General features: G+C 68.1%; 23 protein-coding genes. 10 read left to right on the top strand and 13 right to left on the bottom strand.

Annotated features, from left to right (window positions below):
* Positions 1-10: 10 nt before the first annotated feature.
* The 3 genes from ccsB to AB0O65_RS13455 all read left to right on the top strand — a co-directional run bounded on the left by ccsB (position 11) and on the right by AB0O65_RS13455 (position 2,452).
* Entirely contained in the window at positions 11-1,036 is a 1,026-nt protein-coding gene (ccsB, locus tag AB0O65_RS13465) for a c-type cytochrome biogenesis protein CcsB (RefSeq protein WP_292735334.1), read from the top strand.
* A 75-nt stretch (positions 1,037-1,111) separates the two neighbouring features.
* A complete protein-coding gene (locus AB0O65_RS13460; RefSeq protein ID WP_292735337.1) occupies positions 1,112-2,014 on the top strand; it encodes a cytochrome c oxidase assembly protein in 903 nt (300 codons plus the stop codon).
* A 60-nt stretch (positions 2,015-2,074) separates the two neighbouring features.
* Complete coding sequence (locus AB0O65_RS13455; protein ID WP_292735340.1) at positions 2,075-2,452, top strand: hypothetical protein; 378 nt, start codon at positions 2,075-2,077, stop codon at positions 2,450-2,452.
* 8 nt (positions 2,453-2,460) lie between these two features.
* Here AB0O65_RS13455 and AB0O65_RS13450 read toward each other — a convergent pair whose 3' ends face one another.
* The 7 genes from AB0O65_RS13450 to AB0O65_RS13420 all read right to left on the bottom strand — a co-directional run bounded on the left by AB0O65_RS13450 (position 2,461) and on the right by AB0O65_RS13420 (position 7,619).
* On the bottom strand, positions 2,461-2,901 hold the full coding sequence (locus AB0O65_RS13450; protein WP_363385823.1) for a hypothetical protein: 441 nt from the start codon (positions 2,899-2,901) through the stop codon (positions 2,461-2,463).
* A 219-nt stretch (positions 2,902-3,120) separates the two neighbouring features.
* Positions 3,121-3,456: a metal-sensitive transcriptional regulator gene (locus tag AB0O65_RS13445; protein WP_292735346.1), complete on the bottom strand. Its 336-nt coding sequence runs from the start codon at positions 3,454-3,456 to the stop codon at positions 3,121-3,123.
* A 43-nt stretch (positions 3,457-3,499) separates the two neighbouring features.
* Positions 3,500-3,790 (bottom strand): YHS domain-containing protein, encoded by a 291-nt coding sequence (locus tag AB0O65_RS13440; protein WP_349675957.1) that lies wholly within the window; start codon positions 3,788-3,790, stop codon positions 3,500-3,502.
* A 47-nt stretch (positions 3,791-3,837) separates the two neighbouring features.
* Positions 3,838-6,111, bottom strand: a complete 2,274-nt coding sequence (locus AB0O65_RS13435) for a heavy metal translocating P-type ATPase (RefSeq protein ID WP_292735349.1) — start codon at positions 6,109-6,111, stop codon at positions 3,838-3,840.
* Between the two features lie 46 nt (positions 6,112-6,157).
* The gene (locus AB0O65_RS13430) at positions 6,158-6,733 is read right to left on the bottom strand and encodes a YdhK family protein (RefSeq protein ID WP_363385818.1); all 576 of its coding nucleotides are present in this window, start codon (positions 6,731-6,733) and stop codon (positions 6,158-6,160) included.
* A gap of 41 nt (positions 6,734-6,774) precedes the next feature.
* On the bottom strand, positions 6,775-6,984 hold the full coding sequence (locus AB0O65_RS13425; protein ID WP_292735354.1) for a heavy metal-associated domain-containing protein: 210 nt from the start codon (positions 6,982-6,984) through the stop codon (positions 6,775-6,777).
* A gap of 251 nt (positions 6,985-7,235) precedes the next feature.
* The gene (locus AB0O65_RS13420; protein WP_292735414.1) at positions 7,236-7,619 is read right to left on the bottom strand and encodes a metalloregulator ArsR/SmtB family transcription factor; all 384 of its coding nucleotides are present in this window, start codon (positions 7,617-7,619) and stop codon (positions 7,236-7,238) included.
* A gap of 176 nt (positions 7,620-7,795) precedes the next feature.
* Here AB0O65_RS13420 and AB0O65_RS13415 point away from each other — a divergent pair, with 176 nt between their 5' ends.
* Together AB0O65_RS13415 and AB0O65_RS13410 are read left to right on the top strand one after the other, a co-directional pair.
* Positions 7,796-8,740, top strand: coding sequence for a cation diffusion facilitator family transporter (locus tag AB0O65_RS13415; protein ID WP_292735357.1), 945 nt, complete (start codon positions 7,796-7,798; stop codon positions 8,738-8,740).
* A 71-nt stretch (positions 8,741-8,811) separates the two neighbouring features.
* Positions 8,812-10,452, top strand: coding sequence for an acetolactate synthase large subunit (locus tag AB0O65_RS13410; protein ID WP_292735360.1), 1,641 nt, complete (start codon positions 8,812-8,814; stop codon positions 10,450-10,452).
* Positions 10,453-10,801: 349 nt separating this feature from the next.
* Here AB0O65_RS13410 and AB0O65_RS13405 read toward each other — a convergent pair whose 3' ends face one another.
* The 3 genes from AB0O65_RS13405 to AB0O65_RS13395 are packed head-to-tail and all read right to left on the bottom strand — an operon-like array spanning position 10,802 to position 15,373.
* On the bottom strand, positions 10,802-13,093 hold the full coding sequence (locus AB0O65_RS13405; protein WP_363385813.1) for a heavy metal translocating P-type ATPase: 2,292 nt from the start codon (positions 13,091-13,093) through the stop codon (positions 10,802-10,804).
* On the bottom strand, positions 13,090-15,153 hold the full coding sequence (locus AB0O65_RS13400) for a cytochrome c oxidase assembly protein (RefSeq protein WP_292735365.1): 2,064 nt from the start codon (positions 15,151-15,153) through the stop codon (positions 13,090-13,092). Before AB0O65_RS13400 ends, AB0O65_RS13405 begins: the two co-directional genes overlap by 4 nt.
* Positions 15,146-15,373 carry a heavy metal-associated domain-containing protein gene (locus tag AB0O65_RS13395; protein ID WP_292735368.1) on the bottom strand — a complete coding sequence of 76 codons (228 nt, stop codon included), beginning with the start codon at positions 15,371-15,373 and terminating at the stop codon, positions 15,146-15,148. The genes AB0O65_RS13400 and AB0O65_RS13395 overlap by 8 nt, the downstream gene beginning before the upstream one ends.
* 156 nt (positions 15,374-15,529) lie before the next feature.
* Here AB0O65_RS13395 and AB0O65_RS13390 point away from each other — a divergent pair, with 156 nt between their 5' ends.
* The gene (locus AB0O65_RS13390; RefSeq protein WP_292735371.1) at positions 15,530-16,147 is read left to right on the top strand and encodes an isoprenylcysteine carboxylmethyltransferase family protein; all 618 of its coding nucleotides are present in this window, start codon (positions 15,530-15,532) and stop codon (positions 16,145-16,147) included.
* Positions 16,148-16,194: 47 nt separating this feature from the next.
* Here the strand turns inward: AB0O65_RS13390 and AB0O65_RS13385 are convergent, their stop codons facing one another.
* The 3 genes from AB0O65_RS13385 to AB0O65_RS13375 are packed head-to-tail and all read right to left on the bottom strand — an operon-like array spanning position 16,195 to position 18,066.
* Positions 16,195-16,956, bottom strand: a complete 762-nt coding sequence (locus AB0O65_RS13385; RefSeq protein WP_363385808.1) for a M48 family metalloprotease — start codon at positions 16,954-16,956, stop codon at positions 16,195-16,197.
* Positions 16,957-17,005: 49 nt separating this feature from the next.
* The gene (locus AB0O65_RS13380) at positions 17,006-17,389 is read right to left on the bottom strand and encodes a BlaI/MecI/CopY family transcriptional regulator (RefSeq protein ID WP_363385933.1); all 384 of its coding nucleotides are present in this window, start codon (positions 17,387-17,389) and stop codon (positions 17,006-17,008) included.
* A gap of 59 nt (positions 17,390-17,448) precedes the next feature.
* Complete coding sequence (locus tag AB0O65_RS13375) at positions 17,449-18,066, bottom strand: DUF5134 domain-containing protein (protein ID WP_363385805.1); 618 nt, start codon at positions 18,064-18,066, stop codon at positions 17,449-17,451.
* A 98-nt stretch (positions 18,067-18,164) separates the two neighbouring features.
* Here AB0O65_RS13375 and AB0O65_RS13370 point away from each other — a divergent pair, with 98 nt between their 5' ends.
* From AB0O65_RS13370 to AB0O65_RS13355, 4 genes are all read left to right on the top strand, one after another.
* A complete protein-coding gene (locus AB0O65_RS13370; protein ID WP_363385802.1) occupies positions 18,165-18,542 on the top strand; it encodes a metalloregulator ArsR/SmtB family transcription factor in 378 nt (125 codons plus the stop codon).
* A 221-nt stretch (positions 18,543-18,763) separates the two neighbouring features.
* On the top strand, positions 18,764-20,653 hold the full coding sequence (locus tag AB0O65_RS13365) for a cation-translocating P-type ATPase (protein WP_363385930.1): 1,890 nt from the start codon (positions 18,764-18,766) through the stop codon (positions 20,651-20,653).
* 192 nt (positions 20,654-20,845) lie between these two features.
* Complete coding sequence (locus AB0O65_RS13360) at positions 20,846-21,502, top strand: thioredoxin domain-containing protein (RefSeq protein WP_363385799.1); 657 nt, start codon at positions 20,846-20,848, stop codon at positions 21,500-21,502.
* A gap of 87 nt (positions 21,503-21,589) precedes the next feature.
* Positions 21,590-22,870 carry an Nramp family divalent metal transporter gene (locus tag AB0O65_RS13355; RefSeq protein WP_363385927.1) on the top strand — a complete coding sequence of 427 codons (1,281 nt, stop codon included), beginning with the start codon at positions 21,590-21,592 and terminating at the stop codon, positions 22,868-22,870.
* The last annotated feature ends 7 nt before the right edge of the window (positions 22,871-22,877 follow it).

Below are 22,877 nucleotides of genomic sequence, written 5' to 3'. Positions count from 1 at the left end.
GGAGCTCACCATGCCCGGAACAGAAACGCTCTCCCTCGATGGCCTCTCACTGCTACTGGTGTGGACGGCCATCGCCACCTACGCGCTGGCGTTCGTCGCCTACACCGTCGATCTCGCACAGCGTTCCGCACGCCCCGCCCCGGTTCGGGAGCAGCAGCGCGCACCGGTCCTCGTCGGCGCCGTCGACCAGGCGTCTCCGAGCGCTCCGGCCCCGCCCGACCAGGCGCACCCGGACGACATCCATGCTCCGCCCTCGCAGCGTCCCCGGCTGCTGTGGGCGAGGATCGGCACCGCGCTCACCGTGCTCGCCTTCCTCTTCCAGCTCGGCGGAACCGTCGCCCGCGGCATCGCCGCAGAGCGGGTGCCGTGGGCCAACATGTACGAGTTCGCTCTCACCGGGACGGTCCTGATCGTCGCCGTCTACCTCCTCGCCCTCCGCTGGTACGACCTGCGCTTCCTCGGCGCGTTCCTGGTGGGCATGATCGTCCTGCTGCTGGGCGGCGCCACGCTCAGCTTCTACGTCGAAGTCGTCCCGCTGATGGATCCGCTCAAGAGCATCTGGCTCGTCATCCACGTCTTCGTCGCCTCCCTCGCCACCGCCCTGTTCGCCCTCGCCTGTGGCCTCTCCGTCACTCAGCTGCTGCAATCCCGCCGTGAACGCCGCACCAGCGTCTCGCCCGATTCCGCAGGGCGCCGAGGCGGGTTCCTGCGCACGCTGCCCGCCGGCGAAGTCCTCGAGACGCTCGCCTACCGGTTCGTGATCGTCGGCTTCATGTTCTGGACGTTCACCCTGATCGCCGGAGCGATCTGGGCCAACGACTCCTGGGGACGCTACTGGGGCTTCGACACCAAAGAGGTCTGGACCTTCGTGATCTGGGTGCTCTACGCCGGCTACATCCACGCCCGCGCCACCCGCGGCTGGCGCGGCAACCGCTCCGCCTGGCTGTGCATCGTCGGATTCGCCGCCGTGCTGTTCAACTTCACGGTCGTCAACGTGTACTTCCCGGGCCTGCACTCCTACTCCGGCCTCACTTGACCCCGCGCTCCGGCCGCGCCATCGCCGCGGCCGGAGTCGCCGACGCATGATCGCCTCGATGAAGGGAAATCCGCCATGCCGCCGATCGACCAGTGGGTCGTGTTCGAGCCCCTCGCAGGCTCGCCGGTCGCCATCGCCGCCCTGCTGCTCGCGGCGCTGTACCTGCGAGGAGCGATCCGGATGTGGCGGCGCCGCCGCCGCTGGGCAATCGCCCGCACGGCATCGTTCCTGATCGGGTGTGCCCTGATCTTCGCCGTCACGACGTTCGGCGTCAACCGCCTCGCGACGGAGTCCATCACAGCCCTGGTCTTCCAGCAGATCACCCTGCTGACCGTCGTCCCGCCCCTCCTGATCGCCGGGTCACCGGGGCGGCTGCTCCTGCACAGCACACCGCACACCGGCCTCGGACGTCTCGTGCTCCGCGCAGCACACGCCGGACTCCGCTCACCGTTCTGGAGCGCCGCGCTGCACCCCGTGGTCGCCATCGTCACCGCGATGGTGCTGTACCCGGTCCTCTACCTGACCGACGCCATCAGCGTCGTCATGCGCGTCCCCTTCGGCCACGACGCCCTGCTCTTCATCGTCCTCGTCCTCGGCGTCGTCGCGGCGACACCCCTGTGGTCGTCCGACCCGCTGCCGCGTGTCCCTTCCTTCGCCGCGCGATTCGTCGACATCGCCGTCGAGATCCAGATCCACGCCGTGTTCGGCCTGATCCTGCTCCGCACCAGCACACCCCTGTTCAGCGCGTACGCCAACCCCGCCGGCGGCCATGACCCCATCCTGGACCAGGCGATAGCCGGCGCCCTGGTATGGACCTACGCGGAACTGCCGCTGTTCGTGGTGCTCATCGTCTGCCTCTCCCGCTGGCGTGCCCGCGAGGTGCGCACCTCGCGACAGCGGCAGAAGGTCGAGGACGCCGAGCTCGACTCCTACAACGAGTACCTCGCGAGCCTCTCCCGTGGACGGAATCGGAGCTAGCTCCCGGTGCGTCGCAACACTCCCAACATCTCTACTCGCTCACCCACCCCTGGAGGAAGAATGCCCCGTACAACGCTCGCCTTCGCCGCCGCTCTTATCGCCGTAGGAGTCATCTCCTATGCCACGACCGGCTTCACCAGCTGGACGGCGCTGATCCCCGCCTTCCTCGGATTGCTCATCGAAATCTGCGGGCTCATCGCACTCAAGAACCGCAAGATCGGCCTCTCGATCGGACTCGTGATCGCCGTCATAGGAGTCCTCGGCACCAGCATGAACGTCCTGAAACTCGGCGAGCTCATCGCCGGTGAAGCCGAGCGCCCGATGGCCGTGGTGGCCAGCACCGTGACGTTCGTCCTGCTCATCGTCTACATCATCCTCGGGGTCCGAGCGTTCATCACCGCACGGCGAGAGGACGAGGCCAACGCAACGACTGACTGAGCATCCTGTCAGCTATTTCGCACGACGGAAAGAACGATGCCGACAGGGATGCTGACAGCAAGGATTACCAACAGCAGCCGATAGGCAACGGTCCAGAGCGGTCCTCGCGGATGCACTCTATCGCCGGGCTGACGGTCTACAAGAAAGGCCAGCAGCACGGCGACGAGAAGCGCCGCAGATCCGATCCAGACCGCCATCACGGTCCTCGCGAGCGCGCCCACCATCACCGCGAGACCCCCCAGATTCCAGAGGCCGAACTGAACCCACCCCAGGGGGACTCCGGTGACTCCTTGGCCGCATCGGCGTGCGGCGCCCATGCTGTACTGCGCAACGCCGACGACGAGCACGAGATACGCGGCCAGCCAGCTGCCTCGAGCAAGTGCCAGCGGGCCAGTGACGGCTGCGACGATCCCTCCGGCCAAGACGGCTGCACCGCCGACGGCGCGCATCGCCGTCGCTACGGCCGCGTCACTGAGCGACGCGCTCGACGCGAGCGGCCAAGCGTCTTGATCTCCGGGTCGACTCGTCATAGCTGGTTCCCGCGTGCGTCACCATCCTGAATGCGGTAGCGGAATCGGCTGACCGGGATGCTGGTCAGCATCAGCACGACCTCCTCTTAACGGTATTTCCCCGCGCGCAGTCACTCGCGATTGGGAGATCGTGTCGCTCTACGATCGCACGAGTCGTGCGATTGCTTGTGACGCTTCGGCTAGTTTCTGCTCGGCTTCGGGGCCGCCGTTCTTAGCCGCGTCGAGGACGCAGTGCTTCATGTGGTCGTCGAGCAGGCCGAGCGCCACCGACTCGAGCGCCTTGGTCACGGCGGAGATCTGGGTGAGGATGTCAATGCAATACCGCTCGTCCGCCACCATGCGGTCGATACCCCGCACCTGCCCTTCGAGTCGGCTCAGCCGATTGCGGTACTTCTCCTTCTCGGAGATGTAGCCGTGGTGCGCGTGCGTCTCGCGATGGTCGTCGGCTGCCGGAACAGTGATTTGAGTAGTCATGGGCGTATCTCCAGTATCTCGGGTCCCCGGTCTGGGTCGGGGACTAGACCATGTTCGCTGCGTACTTGGCGGGGTCGACGTCGAACTTCTGGTCGCAGCCGGGGCAACAGAAGTAGTAGCGCTCACCTTCGTAGTCGCGAAAGAGACCGGCCTCGATGGCCTTCTTCTTGCTGACAGGTGAGCCGACCATGACCGGGCAGGTGGTCATGTCCTCGTCGGCCGCGGCGGCTCCGCCGCAGCAACTGCTTCCAGCGAGCAGGTTCTCGGGCGTCTCTGTTGCGGCCTTTGAGGCGGTGGTACTGCAGCAGCTGGTTGCGGCAGGGGTGTCGTTCATGATGTTGTTCTCCCTCTTCGATCGGGGTTGCGGTTGATTGGTTCGGATTAGTGCTTGGCGATGCTCGTGAATCCGCGGAGGCGGAGGCTGTTGCCGACGACGAATACGCTGGAGAAGGCCATCGCAGCTCCGGCGAGCATGGGGTTGAGCATGCCGAGCGCTGCGACGGGAATCGCGGCGACGTTGTAGGCGAAGGCCCAGAACAGGTTCGTCTTGATCGTGCCGAGGGTCTTCCGTGACAGACGGATCGCGTCGACCGCGCTGCGGAGGTCACCGCGCACGAGGGTGATGTCGGATGCCTCGATGGCGACATCCGTGCCGGTGCCCATGGCGAGTCCCAGGTCGGCCTGAGCGAGCGCGGGGGCGTCGTTGACGCCGTCGCCGACCATCGCGACCGTCTTGCCCTCGCCCTGGAGTCGGGCGATGACGTCGACCTTGTCCTGCGGCAGCACCTCGGCGATCACCTGATCGATGCCGACCTCGGCGGCGATCTGGCGCGCGACCGCCTCATTGTCGCCGGTGAGCAGCACGGGGGTGAGCCCGATCTGCTTCAACTGCGAGATCGCCTCGGCGCTGGTCGGCTTCACCGTGTCGGCGACGACGAGAATGCCGCGGGCCTGTCCGTCCCAGCCGACGGCGACGACCGTCTTCCCCTCGCTCTCGGCGGCGGCCTTCGCATCGGCGACGGCAGGACTCAGCTGCTGTGACCAGTCGGCCAAGAGCGACTCGCGACCGACGAGCACGGCGGTTCCGTCCACGACGCCCTGAACGCCCTTGCCCGGAACATTCGCGAAGCCCTCGACCGCTGGCAGCTGCCCGACCTCGGCCGTCGCGCCCTTGGCGATGGCCTGCGCGATCGGATGCTCGGATGCCTCCTCGAGGGCACCCGCGAGCCGCAGCAGGTCGGTCCGCTCGACGCCTGGTTCGGCGACCGCGTCGACGAGGGTCATCTTGCCGGTGGTCACGGTGCCGGTCTTGTCGAGCACCACGGTGTCGACCTTGCGGGTGGACTCCAGCACCTCTGGTCCCTTGATGAGGATGCCCATCTGCGCGCCGCGTCCGGTGCCGACCAGCAGCGCGGTCGGGGTCGCCAGGCCCAGGGCACAGGGGCACGCGATCACGAGGACCGCGACCGCGGCGGTGAATGCGGCTGCAGGCGGGAAGCCCGCCCCGAGCCATGCGCCGAGAGCCGCGACAGCGATGACGATCACGATCGGCACAAAGACGCCGGAGATGCGGTCAGCAAGACGCTGCACCTCCGCCTTGCCCGTCTGCGCGTCCTCCACGAGCTTGGCCATCTGCGCCAGCTGCGTATCCGATCCCACGCGGGTGGCGCGAACGACCAGCCGGCCGCCGGCGTTCACGGTGGCACCGGTCACGGGATCCCCCTCCGCCACCTCCACGGGCACCGACTCGCCGGTCAGCATCGAGGCGTCCACCGCCGAGGTGCCGGAGACCACCACGCCATCGGTCGCGATCTTCTCGCCCGGTCTGACGACGAACTCATCCCCCACCTGCAGCTCGGCGGTCGGGATCTTCACCTCGACCCGAGATCCATCAGGGCCGTCGCGCAGCACCGAGACCTCCTTCGCCCCGAGCTCGAGCAGCGCGCGCAGCGCAGCACCGGCCTGACGCTTGGAGCGCTTCTCGAAGTAGCGCCCGGCGAGGATGAACATCGTCACCCCGGCACCGACCTCGAGATAGATGTTGGCCGCCCCATCCGACGGCGCGATCGTGAACTCGAAGGGGTGGGTCATGCCCGGCGTACCAGCGGTACCGAACAGCAATGCGTACAGCGACCAGAGCAGCGCGACGGAGGTACCCATCGAGATGAGCGTGTCCATCGTCGCGGTGCCGTGCTTGAGGTTCGCCCACGCCGCCCGGTGGAAGGGCCACGCCGCCCAGATGATGACGGGTGCGGCCAACGCCAGGCTGATCCACTGCCAGTACGTGAACTGGAAAGCAGGAACCATCGCCATCGCGATCACCGGCACCGTGAGCACGATCGACCCGATCAGACGCTGCCGCAGTGACACGAGCTCGAGATCCGGCGCATCCCCATCGCCATCGGCTCCCGCCGCCGGACCCGGGTTCTTCGGCTTCGGCAGGGCCGCCGTGTATCCCGCGCCCTCCACCTCCTTGATCAGCAGTTGCGGGTCGAAGCCCTCAGGAGCGATGACCTTGGCCTTCTCGGTCGCATAGTTGACCGTCGCCTGCACACCGTCGAGCTTGTTCAGCTTCCGCTCGATCCGGTTCGCGCAGGACGCACAGGTCATCCCGCCGATCTCCAGCTCGATGTCAGGTCCAGCCGTGGTGCTCATCCTTCGTTCCTCGATCCTCTTCAATCCCGCGATCCGGCGACCTCGCTCAGTGCGCCGGCTGCATCTCGCTCTCGACGACCCACTTGTGGTTCGTCATCCGCATGCCGTCGGCATCGAGATCGACCATGTACACCGTCTCGTCGGTGGAGTAGTCGATCGCCGCATCCGCACCCTTCATGCCCGTCATGTGCTCAGCCAGCAGCACCGCCTGCGCCCCATCGGCGAGCGGCGCCCGGCCAGGATTCTCCAGCTCTTCGTGAACGACCCAGCGATGGTCAGTCACCGGCTCACCACCCGTGGTCGGCGTGTAGCTCACCGCATAGGCAGTCGTGGTGAACGCCCCGGAGACCGTCGCCTCTGCGCCATCCATGCCCGGCATGTGATCAGCCGACAGGATCACCCTGCTGCCCACCGGATAAGTCGGATCGATCGCGTCCTGGATTCCCGCCGGCGCTGGTCCGCCATCAGCCGGATGATCGTGCGCGGAGTGCCCGGACCCAGCCGCGTGGTCGCCGCTATCGGCACCGTGCTCATTCATGTCACTCCTCTCCGTCCAGGACTGGACGAAACTGTCGGGAACGATGACGCCGGCGAGGCCGTAGGCCGCGCCGAACGCCACCACCAACCCGCCTCCGAAGAGCGCGAGCCTCCCTGCCGCATTCATCAGACGCGCGCCGCCTGGTAGCCGGCCTCCTCGACGGCGGCGATCACCTTCGCGTCATCGACCTCGCCATCGGCGGTCACGACCAGCTTTCCGGTCTGAGCGCTCACCTGGATATCGGTGACGCCCGCGATCTCGCCGACCTCCTCGCGCACCGACTTCTCGCAGTGCCCGCAGGTCATCCCGGTCACCTGGTACTCATTCGCAGCCATCGTCGATCCTTCCCAGTAAGGATACCCGGTAGGGGTATCTAAACGATGCCAACAAGGATACCCCTACCGGGTATTCCCAAGTCAAGACGAAGCGCCCTGGGTGTCAGCATCGCTGTCAGTGAGTTTGGGCTGAAGCAAAGCGGTGCGATCCTATGTGGGACCGTTCGGCGAGCACCGGACACAGCTGCCAGGCGACAACGGCGTGCTCATGGTGGTGGGTCGTAGACGGCCGTGACGGAGGATGGCTCCGTCTACTCCTCGTAGTGTCGGGCCAGGGCGTCCGCCCCGTGGAGCGGGCACAGTGTCACGGCGTCGCCGGTCAGCGCGAGTAGACGTTCGGCCGCGGAGAGTAGATCGACAAGTGCCTCGGGGTTGTTGAGCGAGTAGACCGAGGCGCGGCCTTCCGGTCGGGATTCCACCATGCCGGCGTCCTTCAGGCAGGCGAGGTGCTTCGAGACGGTGCTCTGCGAGAGCCCGAGGTGTTTGACCAGGTCGACGACGCGGTGCTCGCCCAGCTGCAGGTGCTGCAGGATCACCAGTCGGGAGGGATCGCTGAAGCTGTGGAACAACGACGCAGCCGGGATCACCGCGTCGGCTTCCGCGACAACCCCGCCGGACTGTTCCTTGAATGTCATCGTCATATCTCGATGTTATCCCGAAGTGGCGCCGGATGGGGGCCGTCCGTGGTTGCCAAGGCCAACCTGACTTTCCGGGGGATGCCGGATGCGCTATTATCGTCGTTGAGCGATGATATCGTTGATATTCGTATTTTGTTCAGGTATCGAGATCCAAGAGAACGGAGTCCCCTCTGATGGGCGCAGGTCATGACCACGGACCGTCACTGGACCAAGCCGCCGGGCATCCAGGCGATTATCGCAAGAAGCTGGGGATCGCTTTCGGCATCACCGCGACGATCGTCGCCGCCCAGGCCGTCGGATCGGTGGTCACCGGCAGTCTCGCGCTGCTGACCGACACCGCGCATGCGATCACGGACGCGACCGGGCTGCTGGTCGCCCTGATCGCGGCGACCCTGATGCTCAGGCCGGCGACCTCGAAGCGGACCTGGGGGTTCCGGCGCATCGAGGTGCTCGCCGCGCTGGGGCAGGCGACGCTGCTGATCGTCGTCGGGTTTTACACCGCGATCGAGGGCGTGCGCCGCCTGTTCGAGCCGCCGGAGGTGCCCTCCACCGAACTGCTGATCTTCGGGATCATCGGGCTGGTCGCGAACATCATCGCCATCACGATCCTCTCCTCCAGCAGGGGCGCGAACTTCAACATGCGCGCGGCGTTCCTGGAGGTCCTCAACGACGCCCTCGGCTCACTCGGCGTGATCGTCGCGGCGATCGTGATCGCCACCACCGGGTTCCAGCAGGCGGACGCCATCGCCGGCCTGTTCATCGCGGCGCTGATCGTGCCGCGCGCGTTCAAGCTGATGCGCGAGACCACCAGCGTGCTGATGGAGTTCACGCCGAAGGGCCTCGATCTCGATCAGGTCCGCGCGCACATCCTGGAGCTCGACCACGTCACCGACGTCCACGACCTGCACGCCTCCACCGTGGCCACCGGGCTGCCGACGATCACCGCGCATGTGGTCGTCGAGGACGAGTGCTTCACCGACGGCCACGCCGCCGAGGTTCTGCACGACATCAGAGCCTGCGTCGCCGAGCACTTCGACGTCTCCGTCCGGCACTCGACCTTCCAGGTCGAGACCGCCCACCTCAGTGACGACGAGCCCGACTCCATCAGACATCCCTGACCGCAGCACCGCGCGATCGGCCGGGCGCGCCCGCCGACCGCCGCGGACGCCGGCACCATCGAAAGGCGACCATGGACCTGAGAGCGTCGGACGCGCTGGTCAGAGCACTCGAGAACGAGGGAGTGGAGCGGATCTTCGGGCTGCCGGGGGAGGAGAACCTGCACCTGGTCGAGTCCATCCGCCGCTCGGGCATCGAGCTGGTGCTGACGCGACACGAGCAGGCCGCGGCGTTCATGGCGGCGACGCACGGCCGCCTGACGGGACGCCCGGGGGTGTGCCTGACCACGCTCGGGCCGGGTGCGCTCAATCTGTCCACGGGCGCCGCTTACGCCCTGCTCGGGGGGATGCCGATGGTGATGATCACCGGGCAGAAGGGGATCCTCTCGGCCGCCCAGGCGCGGTTCCAGATCGTCGACACCGTCGCGGCGATGACACCGCTGACGAAGATGACCAGGCAGATCGCCTCGCCCGCGATGATCCCGACGATGATCCGTGAGGCGTTCCGCGTCGCCCAGGCCGAACGCCCCGGGCCGGTGCACCTCGAGCTCCCCGAGGACATCGCCGCGGCGCCGGTCGAGGAGATCCGCCTGATCCCGCCGCATCACACCGAGCAGCCGGTGGGATGCCCGGCCGCGATTGCGGCCGCCGCGGAGGTCGTCAGGGGCGCTGAGCGGCCCCTGATCATGCTCGGCGCGGATGCCGCCCGGCCGCGATGCTGTCACGCCCTGTCCGGTTTCGTCGCGCGGATGCAGATCCCGTACGTCACCACCCAGATGGGCAAGGGGACGGTCTCCGGGGCCACGGACCTGTACCTGGGGACCGCGGCGCTGACCGAGGACGACTACGTGCACGACGCGATCGAGCAGGCGGACGTGATCGTCACGATCGGCCACGACACGAGCGAGAAACCCCCGTTCGCGATGAGCGACCCGTCCAAGACGGTCATCCACATCGGATTCCGGCCCGCCGTCGTCGAGCAGGTGTACTTCCCGCAGCTGGAGGTGGTCGGCGACATCGAGCCCACCCTGCAGGCCCTCGGCGACCTCCTGGATGGCACCGTGCCCCACGCCCAGGCGCTGCTGCCGCTGCGGGAGGGGATCCTCGCGAAGATCGCCGAGCGTGCCACGGAGGACCGGTTCACGCCGCAGCGCATCGTGCACGAGGTGCGCCGGATCATGCCCCAGGACGGCATCGTCGCGCTCGACAACGGCATGTACAAGATCTGGTTCGCCCGCAACTACCGCACCACCGTGGCGAACACGCTGCTGCTGGACAACGCGCTGGCGACGATGGGCGCCGGGCTGCCCTCGGCCATGACCGCCGCGATGCTGTACCCGCAGCGCCGGGTGATGGCCGTCTGCGGCGACGGCGGGTTCATGATGAACAGCCAGGAGCTCGAGACCGCGGTGCGCCTCGGCCTGGACCTGGTCGTGATGATCATCGAGGACAGCGCCTACGGCATGATCCGCTGGAAGCAGGCGGCGGAGGAGCTGACCGACTACGGGATGACCTTCGGCAACCCGGACTTCGTCGCCTACGCGCAGGCGTACGGCGCGACCGGACACCGGGTCGACGACATCGCGGACCTCGGCGACGTGCTGGAGGGGGCCTTCTCAGCCCGTGGGGTGCACCTGGTCGTGGTGCCCATCGACTACACGGAGAACACCAGGGTGCTGATCGACGAGCTGCAGAACCGACGAACGGCGAACTGAGCACGGCGAGACGGGCACGATGCGAGAGAGCATCCCGACGGTAACGCAGGCGTCCCAGAACGCACACCGCTGAGCGGACATCCCTGACCGTGCCGGGGCCGGTGCCCGCCGGTGTCGCTGTGACCGTCACCACGCAGACAGGACCCGCCGAATCGCCCACCGACGAAGTGTCGTAGCCGGGTACGGCACCGCGTTGACCGCCGGCAGCGCCGTCCTCCTGACCGCCGCGATCCTCGCGCTGCTCACCCTCAGCGGCCGCACGACGACGGCCGCACGACAGGGCGGAGGGCTGACCCGGCGACGCTCGGTGACTGAGCAGGCAGCGGGACAGCGCCGGTGTGGGCGACTATCAGCCTCGGCGTGGCTGCGTGGACGCCGCGGAGTGCTCTCCGCGTCCGCTGCCCTGCACCCGCTGGATGCGGAGGCTGTTGTAGACGACGAGGACGGAGGACAGCGACATTGCGGCGGCGGCGATGAGTGGGTTGAGCAGGCCGGCGGCGGCGATGGGGATGGCAGCGACGTTGTAGCCGAACGCCCAGATCAGGTTGGTGCGGATCGTCCGGAGGGTTCTGCGGGAGATCGTGAGCGCGTCGGGGACGACCAGGAGATCCTCGCGGACCAGGATGATGTCGGCCGCTTTGAGCGCGATGTCAGTTCCGGCGACGAGGGCGAGGCCGAGATCGGCAGTGGCCAGTGCGGTGGCGTCGTTGATCCCGTCGCCGACCATGGCCACGCGCCTTCCCTGCGCCTGCAGGTCGCGGATGACGTCTGCTTTCGCCGTGGGCATAACGCCGGCGTGCACCTGGTCGATGCTGAGCGTGTCGGCGATCTGTCTGCCCGCAGCTGGGGAGTCCCCAGTGAGCAGGACGGTGTGGAGCCCTTGGGAGCGAAGGGCGGTGATGGTCTCGGCGGCGTAGGGCTTGAGGGTGTCGGCGAGCTGGAACGCACCGATCAGCTCTCCGTCGCGAGCGACGAGCACGACCGTGCGCCCGTTCTCGGCTGCGGCGCCCAGGTCTGTGTCCGCCCGGGTGATGTCGATGCCGCGCGTGCGGAGCAGCTCGGCGTTGCCGATGAGCACGCGGGCCGCGGCGATGTCCGCCTCGGCGCCGAGGCCGGGGAGTGCGGTGAATGTCTCGAGGGGGAGCAGGTCGGTGACGTGACGGGTCGCGGCGTTCTCGATGGCGCGGGCGATGGCGTGCTCGGATCCTCGTTCCACGGAGGCGGCGATCCGCCACAGCTCGTGCTCGGGGACGCCGTAGGCGGTGGCGGATTCGACGGACATCCGGCCGGTGGTGAGCGTGCCGGTCTTGTCGAGGACGACCGTGTCGACGCGGCCGGATGCTTCGAGCGCGTCGTGGCCCTTGATGAGGATGCCCAGGGACGCGGCGCGACCGATGCCGACCATGAGCGCGGTCGGCGTGGCCAGCCCCAGGGCGCAGGGGCAGGCGATGATGAGCACGCTGATGCCGATCCCGAACGCCTGCTGCAGCGGTGTGCCGGCCAGCGCCCATGCGGTGGCGACGATCACGGCGAGGACGATGACGACGGGCACGAACCAGGTCACCACGCGGTCGACGAGAGTCTGGACGCGGGCCTTGCGAGCCTGCGCCTGGTCGGTCAGCGCGGCCATCTGGGCGAGCCGGGTGTGCGCGCCGACCGCGGTGGCGGTGATCTCGAGGCGTCCGTCGGTGCTGATGGTCCCGCCGGTGACGTCGTCGCCAGCGGCGACCGCGGCGGGGAGGGGCTCGCCGGTCATCATGCTGGCGTCGACGGCGGCGGTCCCACCGCGGACGATGCCGTCGGCGGGGATGGTCTCACCGGGGAGGACGATGAAGACGTCTCCGGTTCGGAGCGTGCCCGCGGGCTCGATGGTCTCGACGCTGTCGCGGAGGACGCGGACGTGGGTCGCGGCGAGGGCGTTGAGGGCGCCGAGGACGTCGCCGGCCTTGCGGCGCGAGCGGGTCTCGAAGTAGCGGCCGGCGAGCTGGAAGGTGGTCATCCCGGCGGCGACATCGAGGTAGATCGAGTTCGCCCCGGCGGGCGTGAGGCCGAAGCCCAGCCAGTACCCGCCCTGGTCGTCGCCGAGGCCGAACAGCAGCGTCGCCACGGCCCATCCGAACGAGGCGGCGATACCGAGGGACACGAGCGTATCCATGCTGACCATGCCGTGTCGGAGGTTGCGGAGCGTGGCCCGATGGAAGGGCCAGGCGGCCCAGGTCACGATCGGCAGCGCGAGCAGCACGCAGACCCATTCCCATCCCGGGAACCGCCAGCCCGGAACGAGGGCGAGCACGATCGTGAGGTCCATCAGCGGCACGGTGAGCAGCGCGGCGAGCACCAGGCGGCGACGCAGCGAGGTGATCCGGTTCTCGGTGGCGCGTGCGGACCAGGTGTCGTCGGCGCCTTCGCGGACATGCGCCCCGTATCCGGCGTTCTCAACCTGCTGGATGGCGCGCGGCGCCTCGGTCAGCGGCAGGCCGGTGATCACCGCGCGTTCGGTGGCGTAGTTGACGGTCGCGGTCACCCCCTCGAGCTTGTTCAGGGCCCGCTCGACGCGGCCGGCGCAGGCCGCGCACGTCATCCCGGAGACGTCGAGCTCGAGCGCCTCGACGACTGGTGCCGCAGTGGGGGTGAGGGTCATGGTGCGGGATCCTCCGGGCGGGGCTGCTCGGGTCGCGCGGTTGCCGTGTCGCGGTCGCTGAGACGTTGCAGCATCCGGTTGTAGACGTCGAACTCGTCATCGCGACCGGTGTCGAGATGACGGTCCTTGCGGCGGGCCTCCCGAGCGTCCTGCCGTCCCCACTGGATCGCGAGGATCGTGATCACGATCATCAGGGGAATCTCCCCGCCCGCCCACGCGACCCCGCCAGCGAAGTATTGCTGCGCGGGCAGGTCTGCCCAGGGGAGCGCGAGGTTGAGGTAGAAGTCCTCGGCGATGATGAAGTTCCCGGTCATCAGGATGACGCCGAAGAACGCGTGGAAGGGCATCGCGGCGAGCACGTAGCCGAGCTTGCCGATGTGCGGCAGCGGCCGGGGAGGACGGTCCACGCCGATCACGAGGCTGTAGTACAAGTAGCCGATGACGAGGAAGTGCACGTTCATCATCTGGTGCGCCCAGTGGAACCGCATCAGGGTGTCGAAGATGCCGGTGAAGTACAGCCCGTAGTACGAACCGACGAACAGCACGAACACCAGCAACGGGTTGTAGAGGAACTTCAGCACCGGCCAGTTGAGCACCCAGGTGAGCCAGTCATGCCAGCCGGCCGGGGCGCCGCGGACCGAGCGAGTCGCGCGCAGCAAGAGCGTGACCACACCGCCGAGGACGAGGAGGGCGGGGGCGAGCATGTTCAGCGACATATGCACGATCATGTGCACCCCGAAGTCGGGAGCAGAGTACTTCCCGAAGCCGGAGCTGGTCGCGAACACGACGACCGCCCACCCGGAGATCCACGCGATCGTGCGCCCGACCGGCCAGGAGTCGCCGCGTCGACGCAGCGCCCGCACGGCAAGGAGGTAGACCGTGACCGCCGTGGCCGCGAGACCGAGGAACAGCAGATTCGGGCGCCACTGCGTGAACAGAACCACGGGAGTCGGCGCATCGGGCACGTCGAACCCCATGAAGACCTTCGTGATGCTGGACGGGGCGAAATACTGCGGCGGCGGCTGCCGGGTCATCGCCACCGCGACCCCGAGCCATCCCGCGACCGCCAAGGCCATGACCGTCATCAGCACGGTGATGTGATGAGCGCGCAGGAGCGAGCGCCGCATCAGCGACCACGCCCACAGCACCGCCGCGACAACGACGATCAGACAGGTGGCCCCGGCGATGATCAGCCACCCCGTCAACGAGGCGGTCACGACGCCACCGGAGAGCTTGAACAGGGCGATGATCAGATCGGAGACCAGCAGCACCGGCAGGGCGACCACGGCGACGGCGAACAGCCGCCGCAGCGTGACCGGTGCGATACGCCGACCCGAGGCTACCCGCAGCGCCGCCACGACCACCGACCCGAAGAACACGTTCACAGCCAGCGTCTGGAACACCGCCGCGTCGCCGCCGAAATCATGATCCGGGCCGACGAGCACCTGGCCGGTCACAACCGGCGCGAGCACCGCCACGATCGCCGCCCACAGCGGGATCAGCATCGCGGTCCAGCGGTCGGCGAAGTACGCGCCGAAGAAAACGATCATCGCCGCACCGAGACTGATCGTCCAGGCCCGCGGCGCATCGCTGGTCTGATACAGGAACTCGAACGCTCCAGGGATCATCAGCCGCGCAAGAGGAGAACCGCTCGCATCAAGAGACTCGAACACCACCATGCCGGCCGCGCACACCGCCCAGACGGCAGAGGACACGCGCAACACCTTGATCTCGAACCCCTCCGGGATCGACCATGCCGATCGCGCGGCCGCGTCCCGAAGGAACAGGATGTGCACGAGCGCCCCGATCGCGATCATGCTGCTGGCCTGGCCCACGACGTTCAGCACCGACGTGACGACGGCGACATCCACGCCCGGATAACCCAGATGGATCTGGTCAAAGGGTCGTTCGCCAAGCAGAACCGAGACGGTCACCGGCACCGCGACCGCGAGGACCAGGAAGCCGACGAGGAGGAGAGCAGCAAGACCCCGACGGACGGACGGCTGGGGTCGAGAACGCTCCGGAGTCGCAGCGGCGCCCTCGACGGCGAGGTCAGACATCAGCGCCGACGGGAAAGGACCTCAGCTCGAAACCGGCATCCTCCACCGCCCGCTGCACGGCCGTGCGCGTCACGGGGCTGTCGCTGACCAGCTGCACGCGACCCGAGGCGCTCTCGACCTGCACGCGGGTGACTCCGCGGAGGGTCGTGAGCTCAGCCGTGATGGCACTCTCGCAGTGCGAGCAGGTCATCCCGTTCACCCAGAACTCAAGCTCCGCCACTGCGCACCCTTCCCGCGACAATCCACGCAACTCTACATCATGTAGTTGTGGAGATTACGGGGGTCGAGCCCCGCTTACTCACTGTCCTCACGCCCCGAACAATAGTCAGCTTATACTGACCGTACATCGGCTGGTGACCAATGAGGGAGGGGTGTGATGATCGCCGCGGCAATCGCTCTGGGCCTGTACTTGGCCTACCTGCTTGTCACGTTCGGGCTGCGCGCATGGCTGCTCTACCGAGGCACCGGCACCACCGGATTCAACGGCTTCACCGAACAGCCAGGATCAGCGGGCTGGTGGGGCGGAGTCCTGTTCGCCGTCGCCGTCCTGACCGGCCTCGCCGCACCGATCCTGCAGCTGACCGGCGCCATGCGACCAATCGCCGTCCTGGACAGCACTCCGGTGTTCATCGCGGGGATCGTCGTCACCCTCGTCGGAGCAGCGATCACCCTGGTCGCGCAGCAGGCGATGGGCCGGTCATGGCGCGTCGGCGTCGACCACGATGAGACCACCGAGCTCGTTCGAGACGGCATGTTCGCCATCGTCCGCAACCCGATCTTCACCGCCGTCATCCTCACCGCGATCGGCCTCGCCCTGATCGCCCCGAACCCGGTCGCCATCGCTGCCGCTGTCATCCTGATCCTCGCCATCGAACTGCAAGTGCGCGCCGTCGAAGAGCCCTACTTGATCGACACCCACGGCACCGCGTATCTCGACTACGCGCAAACGGTCGGCCGGTTCATCCCCGGCGTCGGCAAGATCGCCCGCACCTGACGCGAAGGCCTGCGGAAGGTCGCGTCCGGATGCTGGCCTCTCCGGTGTCAGATCCGGATCGGCTCCGGCAGCCGGCGGCGCGCCGCCGTCGGCCAGCGCCGGAGCGTGAGGCGCTCGGCTCTGACAGCCAGGCCGGGGTCGTCCGTCGCGGCCGCGAGCCGGGTCAGGGCGTTGGCGAGGTGCGCGGCTCCCGCCTGCCGTGCCGCGGCGTCATCCGCGACCAGCTCGATCAGCAGGCTCGTGGCGCGCTTGAGGCCGCGGCCCGCTCGCAGTGCTCGAGGGAGGCACAGGGCATTCAGCTCGGCGATGCGCATCGCCCAGCCATGGCGAAGACGCAGATGGGCGTACTCGTGCGCGATCACCGCCTGCAGCTGTGGCGCCGTCAGCAGATCCCGCATACCGGAGGACACCAGGATCTCCGCGGGTCTCCCCGGCGCGGCGCACGCCACAGGGGAGGGGGCGTCGAACCAAACCAAGGTGAACCCGCGGCGCTCCTCACGCGCGACCGCAATCGGGACCAGACGAGCGAGCGCCTGCTGGTGGGAGTGAGCCAGAGGCTCAGCCGACACGCCGACGAACGCGATCCCGGCACCGATCGCACCGACCCCGAGCCACGCGGCCATCGTGACCATGATCGCCTCGGCCGCAGTGGGTGCCGCTCCGGCGTTCAGAGCCGCGGCGATCGTCGTGACGACGGAGCCGAGGACCAGCACGCCACCGCCGAAGAACGCCCCGAACCACAGCGTCAGAGCGATCCGCGGATGCCGCACCTGCCAGTGCCCAACGGTCAGCACGCGCGGAGCGAGCATGAGGACCAAGACGGACGCGGCAAGAAGGGCGCCAGCGGTGATCACGGCGTCACCGACGCTTCCGCGAGGATCCTGACGTGATCGCCGCGCGAAGGAGCTCGACGTCCTCTGCCGCGAGGTTGCCCGCGAAGCTCAGCAGCGCCGCCTGGCGATCCTCGGCACCGTCCAAGGCGGTCATCATGGACACGCTGGCGTGCTCATCCTCGCTCTGCGCCGCATGGAAGCGAACCTTTCGGGGCGAGTCCCCGGAGCGGACGACCTGCCCCTTCTGATGCAACCGCTCCAGCGCCGTCATCACCGTGGTGTACGCGGGCGTGTGACCCGTGAACTGTTCCTGGATCTCCCGCGCGCTCACTGGCTGGGCGGAGTCCCAGAGGATGCGCATGATCTCCGACTCGAGCTCGCCGCGTTCACGCGTGCGTTCACCGGGCATCGATCGCCTCCTCGCGGAAACTCTACAAGATGCGGATATCCGGATCAGGCTCCAGGGGGTCACCCATTCATCAACAGCAACATCGCCGCCATCCCCGCCGCCATCACCGCATGACAGGCGACATGCAGCCGGTGATGGCGAGAGGCGATGGAGCGGTAAGTCCACCACCCGAATGCAGCGACGCTGAGAACCACGAAGCATGCGTTGATCGCGTCAGCCCACGCCGGGGTGCTCATCAGGGTGAGGCCGGCGTCCGCCACGGTCTCATGCCTTGTGGTCATGCCCGCCTCCGGTGCATGACTCATGCCCATTCCTGCCATCAGCAGCGGCATCGCCGCGAGCATCCAGACCATTGCCGCATTCAGAAGAACGTGCCCGACCAGGTCGACACGCTGCGCTGCCGTCTCCCCCCGGCGAATCGACGGCAGGAGCGCGATCGTCAGGACGGTGAACAGGCCAGCCTGCACCCACAGGGCGAGCTCGGACTCCATAGACCACGCCATCCAGATCATCGCCGCAGACATCAGGAGGTGGTTGAGGTCGATCAGGATCTCCCCGCCGAACCGAGCCTGCTTGCGCCGAATCCGCCCCAGCCGACCAGCCAGATCGAACGCACAGACTAAGCCCGTGAAGGCGAACGCGAGCGTGAGAATGAGATTCCAAGGGGAGCCGATCACACGGCAGAATCTACTACAAGATGTAGAGATAACCCGGCCTCGCGGAGAATGACCATCCCAGCCGGCACATTGTTCAGCTGACGATGTATAGTCATTGCATGCTGACTATTGCTTCGCGCGTTGACGTCATGAACCGGCTGGGTCGGGCGATGGCCGATCCGACCCGGTCGCGGATCCTGCTCGAACTGCTGTCCGGACCTGGGTATCCCGCGCGTCTGTCGGAGTCCCTGGGGCTGACGCGCACGAACGTGTCGAACCATCTGGCGTGTCTGCGCGGGTGCGGGATCGTCGTGGCGACGCCGGAAGGGCGGCAGACCCGGTACGAGATCGCCGACCCGCACCTCACCAAGGTCATCACCCTGCTGGTCGACACTGTGCTCGCCTATGACGACGGCGAGCCCTGCATGGACGAGCACTGCGACGTGCCGCTGTGCTGCGCGCCCGTCGACGAGGCAGCAGGGGAGGGGGACCGGTGAGCGAGGAGTGCTGCGGCCCGGACGAGCCTCGCAAGCCCGTGGCGACGGTGCGGCGGATCCCGCTGCGTACACTGCCGCCCTCGGGAGACGCCTGCTGCGGCCCCGAGCCTGATGCCGTGCAGCGGAAGGCTCCCGCCCGTCATGACGCTGGTGACGCGTGCTGCGGCCCGGATGAGGCGGCGCACGGCCACGATGACGAGCACGGCGAGATCGAGCACGAGGTGCGGCCGCCATGGTGGCGTGACCCGGCGCTGCTCCCGTCCGCCATCGCCGGAGTGACACTCCTGGCCGGATACCTCTTCGAGTGGTCAGGAGTGCCGGTTCCGGCACTGGTGCTGCAGTGGATCGCGCTGCTCGCCGGCGCGTACACGTTCGTGCCCGGTGCGATCCGCCGGCTGCTACGCGGACGCCTCGGCGTCGGCCTGCTGATGACGATCGCCGCCGTCGGCGCGGTCGCCCTCGGCCACGTCGGCGAGGCGGCGACCCTGGCGTTCCTGTTCTCCCTCGCCGAGGCACTCGAGGACCGGGCCATGGACCGGGCGAAGGAGGGCCTGCGGGCTCTGCTCGCGCTGATCCCGGACTCGGTCCGCGCCTCCCGCCTGGCCGGCGACGTCACGATCCCGGCCGCGGAGGTCCGGGAGCTCGACATCCTTGTCGTCGGCGCGGGGGAGCGGGTCGCTACCGACGGCGTCGTCGTCGAGGGCCGCTCGAGCCTGGACACCTCGGCGATCACGGGGGAGTCCATCCCGGTCGAGGTCGGCCCCGGCAGCGAGGTCGCCGCCGGCTCCGTGAACGGGTCGGCCACACTGCGGATCGAGGCCACCGCCGACGGCCGGGACAACTCGCTCACCCAGATCGTCGAGCTCGTCGAGCAGGCCCACGCCCGCAAGGGCGAACGCGCCCGTCTGGCCGACCGCATCGCCCGCCCCCTGGTGCCGATCGTGCTGATCGCCGCCGCGCTGGTCGCCGTCTTCGGATTCATCGTCGGCGATCCCGGCCTGTGGATCGAGCGGGCGCTGGTCGTGCTCGTCGCCGCCTCGCCCTGCGCGCTGGCCATCGCCGTGCCGGTGACCGTGATCAGCGCGATCGGGTCGGCGTCGAAGTTCGGCGTCGTGATCAAGTCCGGCGAGGCCTTCGAGCAGTTCGGCACGATCCGTACCGTCGCGCTCGACAAGACCGGCACCCTCACCCGCAACGAGCCCCAGGTCGTCGAGATCGAAGCCGCCCCGGGCCACACGCGCGACGGCGTGCTCGCCCTCGCCGCAGCGCTCGAGGCGACCAGCACCCACCCGCTCGCGGCGGCGATCATCGCCGCCGCCCCCGGCACCGCCCCCGGCGAGGACGTCGTCGAGGAGGCCGGGCACGGCGTCATCGGCCGGGTCGGCGCCACCCGCGTGCGGGTCGGCAACGTGCGCTGGCTGAACCCCGGCCCGCTGCTGGGCAGGGCCGACGACATGGCCGGCGCGGGGATGACCGTCGTCGTGGTCGAAGCCGACGGCCAGATCGCCGGGCTCCTCGGCGTCCGCGACGAGCTGCGCCCGGAAGCGGCCGAGACCATCCGGATGCTGAACGCCCAGGGCATCCGCACCGTCATGCTCACCGGCGACAACGAGCGCACCGCCCGCGCCCTCGCCGCACAGGCCGGCGTCACCGACGTGCGCGCCGAGCAGCTCCCGAAGGACAAGGCCGACGCCATCGCCGCGCTCGTCGCCGAAGGTCCCACCGCGATGGTCGGCGACGGCATCAACGACGCCCCCGCCCTCGCGACCGCCACGGTGGGGATCGCGATGGGCGTGAAGGGATCGGCGGCCGCGATCGAGTCCGCCGACATCGCCTTCACCGGCAACGACCTCCGACTCATCCCCGGCGCCCTCGCCCACGCCCGCCGCGGCCGCCGCATCATGACCGTCAACATCGGCCTCGCGCTGGCGATCATCATCGTGCTGTTCCCCCTCGCCCTCTTCGGCATCCTGGGACTTGCCGGGGTCGTACTCGTGCACGAGGTGGCCGAGGTCGTCGTCATCCTCAACGGCGTCCGCGCCGCCCGCCGCCCCGCGTCGACCCGACTGCAGCAGCCGGCCGAACTGCAGCCGGTGCTGACGCATGCATAGATCGCACCGGGGCGGCCTCGTTGCGAGCTGCACTACCGGCCATCTGAAAGCGGTATCCATCTTCTCCGTCCTGATCCAGGATGGCCTGGACGAACAACCCTGACCGCCCGCCCTCTCGCCCGAAGGACACCCCCGCTGATGAGCACCCGGACGAAGCCCCGTTCTGCCCCGACCCCGCCGCCGAAGAAGCGCATGAGCACTCCGCTGCGGGCCGCGATGATCTCGATCATCGTGGTGCTCGTCCTCGTGATTGCCGCGACCATCTACGTGATCGCCACCCGCCCGCAGGCCCCTGACCCGGCCGGAGCCGAAGGTGCGCTGCCGGGCACCCGGAACAACACGCACGTCCTGGACGAGGCCGGCCCGGATGCGCCGACACTGGTGGAGTTCCTCGATTTCGAGTGCGAAGCCTGTGGAGCCGTGTACCCCGCAATCGAGCAGGTGCGGGAGCAGTACGACGGGAAGATCAACTATGCGTTCCGGTATTTCCCGATTCCCAGCCATGTGAACTCGATGAACGCTGCCCTCGCCGTCGAGGCGGCGGCGCAGCAGGGCCGGGCCGAGGAGATGTACGACATGATGTTCCAGAGCCAGTCGGGATGGGGCGACCAACAGGTCGACCACTCCGACCTGTTCCGAACGTTCGCCGAGGGGATGGGGCTCGACATGGCCGCATACGACGCTGCCGTCGCGGACCCGGCCACCAGGGAACGGATCGAGGAGGACTCGGTCGACGGCCAGTCGATGGGTGTCTCCGGCACGCCGACGTTCTTCCTCGACGGGGAGAGGCTCGAGCTGACCCAGCTCAGCGACCTTACCGATGCCCTCGACCGCGCCATCGGCGACTAGCTTTCCCCTCCTCCTCGGCCCCCGTCGACGTATGATTTCGGTGTGCCGAAAAATGCCCTCGCTGGGCATGTTGCTGACGAGGCGACGATCCGCCGGTCGCCTCGTCGCTTGGCATGGCTGATCGGGCCGGCGCTCGTTGCAGGGGTCGCCTACCTCGACCCTGGGAACGTCGCGAGCAACATGACCGCGGGCGCCCGATACGGCTACCTGCTCGTATGGGTCGTCGTCCTGGGCAACGTCATGGCGTGGCTGATCCAGTACCTCTCAGCCAAGCTCGGTGTCGTTACCGGTCAGAGCCTTCCAGAAGCGCTGGGCCACAGAATCCAGAGTCCGTGGGGGCGGCGCGCGTACTGGCTGCAGGCGGAGCTCGTCGCGATGGCTACCGATATCGCCGAGGTGATCGGCGGCGCCGTCGCCCTCTACCTGCTCTTCGGCGTGCCACTGCTCTGGGGAGGTCTCATCACAGGAGCGGTGTCGATGACACTGCTGATCGTGCAGTCGCGCGGTGGCGCCAAGCCATTCGAGTTCGTCATCATGGGACTCGTTGCGGTGATCGCGATCGGATTCGGCTACGGAGTCTTCGTGGCGCCCCCCGACGGCGCCGGAGTGGCCAGCGGTCTCATGATCCGGTTCGACGGCACGGATTCAGTCCTGCTGGCTGCATCGATCCTCGGGGCGACGATCATGCCCCACGCGATCTATGCTCACAGTGCTCTATCGCGAGACCGCTTCACTGCAGCCTCGGCGCAGAACGGAGCGAAAGCGGCCGCGACGGTGTCACGGGGGGTGCCCCTGGAGAACCTCCGCGGGATCTCGACCTCTGGACTGCTACGCGCCACCCGATGGGATGTCACGATCGCGATGCTGATCGCCGGCACGGTGAACCTCTGCATCCTGTTGCTGGCAGCAGCCAACCTTGCAGGTGTGAGCGGAACCGACACGCTCGAGGGCGCATACGCCGCCCTTCACGACGGCATCGGCCCGGCCGTCGCGACGCTCTTCGCGGTCGGCCTGCTCGCCAGCGGACTGGCGAGCACATCGGTCGGAGCGTATGCGGGCGCGGAGATCATGCGTGGCCTCCTCCGCGTCCGAGTCCCTCTGCTCACCCGGCGACTGATCACGCTCATCCCAGCTCTCGCGATCCTCGCCTTCGGCGTCGATCCGACACTCGCGCTGGTTCTGAGCCAGGTCGTGCTCTCCTTCGGCATCCCGTTCGCGTTGATTCCCCTCGTCGTCCTGACTGCGAACAGGGGATTGCTCGGCAGATTCCGCAATCACGGAATCACGACGGCGGCCGGGATCGCGGCATCGACCTTCCTCGTCGTGCTGAATGCGCTGCTGCTGTGGCTCATCTTGACCGGTAGGTAAGGCGGGC

The sequence above is a fragment of the Microbacterium sp. NPDC077391 genome (assembly GCF_040686955.1).
Taxonomy (GTDB): domain Bacteria; phylum Actinomycetota; class Actinomycetes; order Actinomycetales; family Microbacteriaceae; genus Microbacterium; species Microbacterium commune.
This window is presented reverse-complemented; position numbering and strand designations above follow the sequence as displayed.